This is a genomic window from Syntrophorhabdaceae bacterium, from assembly GCA_036504895.1.
GTDB lineage: Bacteria > Desulfobacterota > Syntrophorhabdia > Syntrophorhabdales > Syntrophorhabdaceae > PNOM01.
On record DASXUJ010000058.1, the window covers coordinates 1 to 7,688 of the forward strand.

General features: G+C 53.1%; 9 protein-coding genes. All 9 read right to left on the reverse strand.

Annotated elements, in window-relative coordinates; genetic code table 11:
* Nucleotides 1-161: 161 nt before the first annotated feature.
* On the reverse strand, nucleotides 162-563 hold the full coding sequence (locus tag VGJ94_07435) for a polymer-forming cytoskeletal protein (GenBank protein ID HEY3276438.1): 402 nt from the start codon (nucleotides 561-563) through the stop codon (nucleotides 162-164).
* Nucleotides 560-1,396 carry a M23 family metallopeptidase gene (locus VGJ94_07440; GenBank protein HEY3276439.1) on the reverse strand — a complete coding sequence of 279 codons (837 nt, stop codon included), beginning with the start codon at nucleotides 1,394-1,396 and terminating at the stop codon, nucleotides 560-562. The genes VGJ94_07435 and VGJ94_07440 overlap by 4 nt, the downstream gene beginning before the upstream one ends.
* 218 nt (nucleotides 1,397-1,614) lie before the next feature.
* A complete protein-coding gene (locus VGJ94_07445) occupies nucleotides 1,615-2,247 on the reverse strand; it encodes a PqiC family protein (GenBank protein HEY3276440.1) in 633 nt (210 codons plus the stop codon).
* A 1-nt stretch (nucleotide 2,248) separates the two neighbouring features.
* Nucleotides 2,249-3,211, reverse strand: a complete 963-nt coding sequence (locus VGJ94_07450) for an MlaD family protein (GenBank protein ID HEY3276441.1) — start codon at nucleotides 3,209-3,211, stop codon at nucleotides 2,249-2,251.
* Between the two features lie 83 nt (nucleotides 3,212-3,294).
* Nucleotides 3,295-4,056: an ATP-binding cassette domain-containing protein gene (locus VGJ94_07455; GenBank protein HEY3276442.1), complete on the reverse strand. Its 762-nt coding sequence runs from the start codon at nucleotides 4,054-4,056 to the stop codon at nucleotides 3,295-3,297.
* Nucleotides 4,057-4,087: 31 nt separating this feature from the next.
* The gene (locus VGJ94_07460) at nucleotides 4,088-5,221 is read right to left on the reverse strand and encodes an ABC transporter permease (protein HEY3276443.1); all 1,134 of its coding nucleotides are present in this window, start codon (nucleotides 5,219-5,221) and stop codon (nucleotides 4,088-4,090) included.
* A 90-nt stretch (nucleotides 5,222-5,311) separates the two neighbouring features.
* Nucleotides 5,312-5,974: an endonuclease III gene (gene nth / locus VGJ94_07465; protein ID HEY3276444.1), complete on the reverse strand. Its 663-nt coding sequence runs from the start codon at nucleotides 5,972-5,974 to the stop codon at nucleotides 5,312-5,314.
* Nucleotides 5,958-6,416 (reverse strand): Mut7-C RNAse domain-containing protein, encoded by a 459-nt coding sequence (locus VGJ94_07470; GenBank protein HEY3276445.1) that lies wholly within the window; start codon nucleotides 6,414-6,416, stop codon nucleotides 5,958-5,960. The genes nth and VGJ94_07470 overlap by 17 nt, the downstream gene beginning before the upstream one ends.
* 58 nt (nucleotides 6,417-6,474) lie before the next feature.
* Nucleotides 6,475-7,688, reverse strand: a 1,214-nt coding sequence (locus VGJ94_07475; GenBank protein HEY3276446.1) for an amidohydrolase, incomplete at its 5' end; no start/stop codon positions are given.

The window sequence follows — 7,688 nt, forward strand, 5'->3', positions numbered from 1 at the left end:
AAGGACAAATGGCGAGACTGAAGTGATTCGTTAGGCCCAGTAAGGTGAAGCGGAATGAGACGGAAGTCGGTGCGTAACCGGGGATGGCTGATTGCCTTGCAACGGATCAGGTCCCATCTGATGATTCCTGTAGCGTAAAACCTGTTCCGATCCCGGATAGGTCACTCCATGAGGCTTTTCTTGACTTTCTGCTCAATGGATAAGACACCGCCGGCCTCGATTTGATTGAGCTTCTGCATGTGAGATCGGCCCTCGAAAATGGCTCCCTCGGAGACGACGAGCTTGGCCGTCCGGATATCCCCTTCCACAACCGCTTTTGCCTTTATCTCCGTAATCTCCGAAGATTCGATATTCCCCTCGATCTTTCCGTATACGATCGTACCCCTGGCGCTCACATCGCCTCTTATCATCCCTGTCTCACCTACTATCAGCCAGTCGGCACGGATGCACCCGTCGATTACCCCGTCGAACTTGACCGCCCCTTTTGTGGTGAGATCTCCCTTAATCCCCGATTCCGCTCCGACAATCACTTCCAGGGACGGTTCTTTCTTTCTGAAGATCATGATGCCTCCTTTAAGAAAGGGGCCGGGTTCACATGACCGCCGTTTTTCCAGACCTCGTAGTGGAGATGTGGTCCGGTAGTCGTACCGGTCGAACCTGATACGGCAATCATCTCGCCCCGCTTCACCCTCTGCCCCACTTTCACGTAATTAGCTTTATTGTGAGCGTACGCGGTGGTAAAGCCGCGCCCATGTTCAAGGACAATAATATGCCCGCTGTCGTTGTGCCAGCTCGAAAAACTGACTATGCCGTCCGCGGTGGCCTTTACCGGGGTTCCCACGGGTGCGCGGATATCGATCCCCGTGTGCTGAGCGGTATTTCCTGAAATAGGGTGCTCTCTCGCGCCGAAACCCGAGCTGATCTGGCCCTTGATGGGCCATCCGGAGGGCATGGCGCGGTATAGGGTCTTTTCTTCTTCGATGTATTTCCTGATTTCGGAAACCGACTGAATGGTCTCTGCCACCTGTGTCTTGAGCAAATCGATGTTGAGGGCGCCTGCGTTGGAAACCTCTGCGTTTTCCAGAATTTTCTTCTTCGATTTAAAAGAGAGGAGCCTGGAGAACTCCTCATCGGCCTTATGAAGGGAGGACATGACTACCTTGAGGTCCCTGAATTGAGAGCTTAGGAATGCCACCTTTCGTTTCATGCCGTAATATTCGATCGTACTGATCCCGACACTTGCCACGTAGCCGGCGCCGATTATACAAAGGAGAAAAGAGCAGACCAGGCAGAGGATGGAAACCTTTATTTTTACCGGCCTCACTTTCGAATGAGGCACAACCATTATAGTCACCGACGTAAGGCTCTTCTTGAGGAACTTCTTCAGTATCTCCATAAAAGCCTTCTTACCCCTCGTTCCGTACGCGGTGAAATTTGTAGCTTATTATCATAAAAACATTTCCCTTGTCCAGAATATTGTTACTTTTCGGCACCATTCCATCAGTGGCCGAAACGAAAGGACTCCAGGCACAACCCCATTGCGGGCCCGGAACCGAACCTGTTTTGCCGGTCGCAGGGAAGGGTAGTCTTTACTTTCACGGGCAGATGAAAGTTTCAGCGCTTATCTTGAGCGGAGAAGCGTTTTACATCGGAGGCAATATACTTACTGAGCTCCTCCAGGGCTTCGCTCATGGCCGCCACCACATCACCGGGATCGTTTCCCTTCACCGGTTTTGTGATGTTCATCTCGTGCATATTAGCCCCCAGCGTTTGAAGGTCCTTTCCCACGAGCGCCCACCTGGCCCTGAGCAGCACATTCCCTCCCCGGGTGGCGTCAAGACGAAGGATGGTCACCGGCACCCGGAACGAGCAGGGAATATAGGATTTCCAAAAAATAGCCCTTATCTCCGATGGATTGAGGAAATGGGAAAGGTTCTCCAGGAGGACCCGGCTCACGTCTTCCTTTAAGGAGCCTCCCCATAGATCGAATTCCGATATACTGAGCCGGGTCGGTCCGGTTCGGGTGATTATCTGGGGCTGGTCCAGATAATCGGGAATCTCCACGGGACCTATCCCTACCACCACCGGCGCCTCTTTTTGCCCGAGGACGGCCTCCGGTGCGGGGGTCGCTGTGGAACGCAACGTATATATCCTGGGCGCCTGGGAGGTGCCGCACGCCGTGAGGAAAGAGAGCATGAGCACGGCACTAAGGACGAAAATCAATAAGGAAAAAGGTCGCGTATTCATGTCACTCTCCTTTGACTGCCTGTTTGCCTTTCAGCACCGCCTCGGGGTAGCGCTGCAGATAATCCGTGAGGGTACGAACAGACCTGGAAGTTCTCCCTACCTCCTGCAGGGTACTGTCCATCTGGAGGACCAGCGACGAATTGTCGGAGGCGATCCCCTGCACCGAAAGCAGGGTCTTCTCCGCCTGCTGGAGAGTAGAGTAAGTGGCAGCCAAGGCCTGATCGATCTGCTTGGGTACACCCTCGGTCTTTGCGAGCATTTCTTTGACGGATACGGAGGAGTCCTTGAGGTTAACGAGGATCGGCTCTACCTGGTGGTCGATCTTTTTTAGAATTTTTCTCGTATCGGCCAGTGCCTCGCTCATGGAATCGATGCTGGCGGTAAGTTTGGGAGAATTCACCGCCTTTTCGATCCCCTCGAGGGATTTCATTAATTTATCGACAAGATCTTTCAAGGGTATAGTGGAAGCAAGCTTCATAAATTCGTCCAAATCCGAGGGAATAGTGGGAACCTCGGGGACCTTCTTGTCAAGGCCTACCATTTTGGCGGGTTTATTAGGAAAAAAATCCATATTGATCATAAGCTGACCCGTGACGACGCTCTGCAATTCGAGCTGTGCCCGTAGGCCTTTAGCGATAAGCCTCGAAAGCTGATCCTCTTTTGGCTCATTCCCGATAACCTTCACTTTACTGAGATCGATCTCCGCATAGACGGGAATGAGAAAAGATGCATCTTTAGGATCAAACTGGAGCTGCACGTTTGTGACCGAGCCTATTCTTACGCCGCGGAACACGACTGCAGCCCCGACATTGAGGCCCTTGACCGATCCCTCAAAATACATTACGTCGACCATCTTGTCGGCGAAGAGCCTTCCCGACCCAAAGATGACCACCGCCATTACGGCTAAAACAACGGCGCCCAATACAAATGCGCCGATAAGGGTTTTATTTACAGGTTTACTCATGGGTTCTCCTTCTCAATTTGTTTCGTCCAGCCATCGATCGGGCGACTTTTTTTCCGTGGGGGCCATAAGTTCATTTCCGGCGTTCAGACCTTCTTTCCCCTCGTAAGAAAGGCGTGAACCGTTCCGTTTTCGGAATTCGCAAGGAGCTCCTTCGGATCTCCCCCGGCAATCATCGTCTTGGTCTCGGCATCCAGAAATACGGAATTATTGCCTATGGCGAAGATGCTCGCAAGTTCATGGGTCACCACTACAATCGTTGCCCCGAGACTATCGCGAAGCTCGAGTATGAGGTCGTCGAGGAGTCGTGCGCTTATGGGATCGAGTCCGGCTGAAGGCTCATCGAAAAAAAGGATTTCAGGGTCGAGCGCCATCGCACGGGCGAGTCCCGCCCGCTTTTTCATTCCCCCGCTGATCTCCGACGGATAAAATTCTTCATATCCGCCGAGCCCCACGAGAGAAAGTTTCAGGGAAACCACCTCGCGGACTTCCGAAGGGCTCAAATCGGTATATTCCTCGAGCAGGAGCGCCACGTTTTCTGCCAGCGTCATGGAACTCCACAACGCCCCACTCTGATAGAGAATGCCGAAATCCCGCATGGTGCGCTCCAGTTCGGGAGAGCTCATTTCCCACAGGCTCGATCCGTTATAAAAGACTTTGCCCTTGGCCGGCCTCTGCAGGCCGATGAGGTGGCGAAGGAGCGTGCTTTTGCCGCACCCGCTTCCTCCCATTATAATGAAGATGTCCCCCCGGTTTATAGTAAAGGAGAGGTCCCGCTGAATCACGTTGTCGCCGTACGCCATGGTCAGGTTGTCGACCGTGATATGGGGGTTTGTCGGTTCTTTCATATAGAGTCCGTCTGATTGAAATCTTTCTTTCTCATAATCCCAGAAAATTGCAGATTACCGTAATTACCGCCGTGGCGACAATAATGGATACAATACCGGTGACCACGGCCGAGGTGGTGGCATCTCCGACCGCGGATGCGCTCCTTCCGCATTGCATGCCCCTCAAGCAGCCGGCAAGAGCGATGAGAATCCCGAACACGAGGCTGCTAAAGAGACCGATCAGAATATTCGTGAGGTTGACCGAGCTTCTGGTCTCGTTGAAGTACTCCGTGAGAGAGATATCGAATCCTGCCACGCTTACGATCAAACCTCCCAAGATCCCCATAAGGTCGGAATAGAGGGTAAGAAGGGGCATCATCACCGCCAGGGCGATAATTCTCGGGAGGACCAGAAATTCCATGGGCGATATACCCGCGGTCCGCAAGGCGTCGATCTCTTCATTGACCTGCATGGTTCCGATGCGGGCGGCAAAGGATGCCCCCGTTCTGCCGGCCATGATGATCCCCGTCATGATGGCCCCCATGGCGCGCGTCATTGCAATACCCACAAGATCGGCAATATAGATTTGGGCGCCGAACATTTTAAGCTGGATAGAGCCGACGAAGGCGAGTATAAGACCGACCAGTATGCTGATCAGAGAGACTATAGGCAGGGCGTCGGCCCCGCATTCCTGGAGGGTGACAAAGAAATCGGAGCGCCTGAAACGGGCTTTGCCCGTAATCATTTTAAAAAAGGCAAGAGCAGTCTCTCCGATAAAGGTCATCATGCCCAGAAAGGCACCCCAGAAGTTCGCCGCGGCGCTGCCCAATCCTGCGAGGAGCGACATCGTGACACTGTTTTTCAGCCCCTTTCGCTCCGGGACCGCCGTGGCAAGACTGAGCAGACGCTGGACCCCTTCGGGAAGTCCATCCCTCTCCAGGCTCTTTTCTTTTCGGTCGCATATATTGGCTACCTTTATAAGAAAGGTGAGAAGGGCGCTGTCCCAACCCCTGAGGTCCTCGGTTTCAAAGATAATTACGCCTATGCCCGGGTTCTTCTCCAACTCCGAGTCGATAGCTGCCGAGGAAGGAAGGCGGTTGCCGAGCTTCCACGCACCCGAAAGACGTACCGCAAGCGTTTTTCGGTCCTTTTGTACAAGTTCTAATCCGCTCTCGTTCTCTATCATGATTGGTCTTGCGGTCCCATCTGGTTCCCCGCGGTCTATTCTACAGTCTTTATTCCATTTTTTCAATTTGAAAAGATACTTCGCGCCCTTCTAGCGATGAGTGGTCACGCCTCTCTTGGGGCACATGGAAGTGAGAGGGCAGACGGAACACAGAGGGGAGACGGGTTTACAGATCTTCTGACCGAAAGCGACCAGGAGGGTGTTATATACGATCCAGTATTCCAGGGGCAGTACCTTTTCGAGGGCCTTTTCCGTCTCCAGGGGTTTTTTAGAAGCCACCAGTCCAAGGCGGTTGGATATTCTATGCACATGAGTATCGACGCATATCCCGAGTTTCCCATATCCCTCGTTCAGCACGAGATTTGCCGTCTTCCTCCCCACACCTTTTATTTTTAAAAGCTCATCGAGAGAATCAGGCACTATGCCGTGATAATCATTCAGAATGACTGCCGCGGTCTCTTTCAGCGTCCTTGCCTTTACCCTGTAAAAGCCGACCGGGTAGATGAGGCGTTCGATTTCTTCCAGGGGCAGGGCAAGTATCTCCTCCGGGGTCCGGGCTTTCTCCATGAGCCTCTTCATGGCTCCATCCGTGGTCTCGTCTTTTGTGCGCAGGCTCAAAAGTGTGCCTATGAGTACGAGAAAAGGATTTTGTTCCTTTCGGGATATCTGGGTTACCACGGGGACTTCTTCCTTAAGGTACTCTTTCAGAGTCGATACGAGCTCGTCGATAGCTGCTTCACTCCATCCGTTCAATACCCATGACCTCCTCAATTAATTCCGACATGCGGGCGGCGTGTGAGCCCTCCCAGTATACCTTCAGGCACTGCGGGCATTGCATGAAGGTCTCATATTTATGGAATACGAACTCAGGTACGGACGGCTCCACATCTTTCTTCGGGACATGTATAAGACTGACGTTGCAGGCGATACAGCGCGTCATGACAAGGCGCATATCGAAAAAGGGCTTGATCCGGGGAAGTATCTGCCTCACCTGCTCCCGCACCCGGTCGGATTCGATAAAAATGACATCGGCCATATGCCGGATTTCCCTTCTTCGGGTGAGGAAAAAGAAGGGCTCTCCCGAGGCGGCTATCTCGCCCCCTTCATCGAGACCTTGGACGTAGGGGGCATCAAGACCGAGAATCCTCAGGTACTTTGCGAGCTTCCCCAGCATCATATCGCACAGGAATTTCATATCCAGACTCCCGGGACGCTGCCGACCCACGCCTGTGGATGCGCAGTACCGGATAAAATTATCGCGTGGTAAGATCCCTGGCCACCCGTGCCGCATTTCGAAGGATCTCGTCTTCACCGGGGACTCTTCTGCCTTCCATCACTACCTTACCCAGGGCTATCACGGTATCTACAATATAGCCATTTGAGGAGTAGACGACATCGGAGACAATGTCGTAGCCCGGGCAAAGCTCAGGTCTTTCAAGGTCGACCAGTATGATATCGGGACTCTGGCCAACCTTTATCTCCCACTCGCCGAGTCTGAAAATGTTGGCCGGGACGGTAGTGGCAGCGCGAAAGGCCTGCCGCGCGCCAAGAGCGGTGGGGTCACCGGTTGAAAATTTTGCGGCGAGGGAGGCAAATTTCATGGTCTCGATCATATCCAGATGATTATTCGAAGCGCAGCCGTCCGTGCCGAGACAGAAAGGGATCGCCTTCTCCTCCACGAGCCGGAAAGGAAAGAACCTGCCCACCGCGAGCTTCATGTTGGAGACCGGATTATGAACGAGGCTGGCGCCCCTTTGTTTAAGGGTGTCGCAATCTTTTTCATCGAGCCAGCACCCGTGGCACCCTATAAACCTCTCGGATATGACGCCCAGGGAATCGAGAAAAGCAACCGGCGACAATCCATACCTGTCTTTCGAGAAAGCGACCTCTTCATTGGTTTCCGACAGGTGCATATGAATGAGCAGGTCGTGCTTTTCAGAAAAACCGCCCATCCAACGGAGGCTTTCCTCGCATACCGTGTAGATCGCATGGGGCCCGAAGGTGAAGGTCACATAAGGACGATACTTTTCGGATAGCTCGAAGAGCTTGATATTATGGTCTATTTCGTCGCGACACTTCTTCGGATCGAACATATCGATGAAGACGGCGCTCACGAAGCCCCTGATGCCCATGTCCGCAACCGCCCTGGCCGTGGCTTCCCAAAACCAGTACATATCGTTGAACACGGTAACGCCGTTTTTTATCATCTCCAGGCACGCCAGTCTGGCGCCCCAATAGACATCCTCTTCGGTCAGCTTCGATTCCAGGGGCCAGATCTTCTCTTCCAGCCATGCCTTGAGAGGCATATCTTCCGCAAAACCCCTGAAAAGGGTCATGGCGGAATGGGTATGGCCGTTAATGAAGGAGGGCAGGGCGGCTTTGCGGGTACCGTCCACCACCTTGTCCGCAGTTCGCCTGCAATTGACCGATATTTCAACGATTGTGCCGTCTTCGATGAAGATGTCCT

What these genes read in the sequence shown, in the direction of transcription:
- VGJ94_07435 (HEY3276438.1), bottom strand. Translation starts at nt 563, where the DNA reads ATGATCTTCAGAAAGAAAGAACCGTCCCTGGAAGTGATTGTCGGAGCG.
- VGJ94_07440 (HEY3276439.1), bottom strand. Translation starts at nt 1,396, where the DNA reads ATGGAGATACTGAAGAAGTTCCTCAAGAAGAGCCTTACGTCGGTGACT.
- VGJ94_07445 (HEY3276440.1), bottom strand. Translation starts at nt 2,247, where the DNA reads ATGAATACGCGACCTTTTTCCTTATTGATTTTCGTCCTTAGTGCCGTG.
- VGJ94_07450 (HEY3276441.1), bottom strand. Translation starts at nt 3,211, where the DNA reads ATGAGTAAACCTGTAAATAAAACCCTTATCGGCGCATTTGTATTGGGC.
- VGJ94_07455 (HEY3276442.1), bottom strand. Translation starts at nt 4,056, where the DNA reads ATGAAAGAACCGACAAACCCCCATATCACGGTCGACAACCTGACCATG.
- VGJ94_07460 (HEY3276443.1), bottom strand. Translation starts at nt 5,221, where the DNA reads ATGATAGAGAACGAGAGCGGATTAGAACTTGTACAAAAGGACCGAAAA.
- VGJ94_07470 (HEY3276445.1), bottom strand. Translation starts at nt 6,416, where the DNA reads ATGAAATTCCTGTGCGATATGATGCTGGGGAAGCTCGCAAAGTACCTG.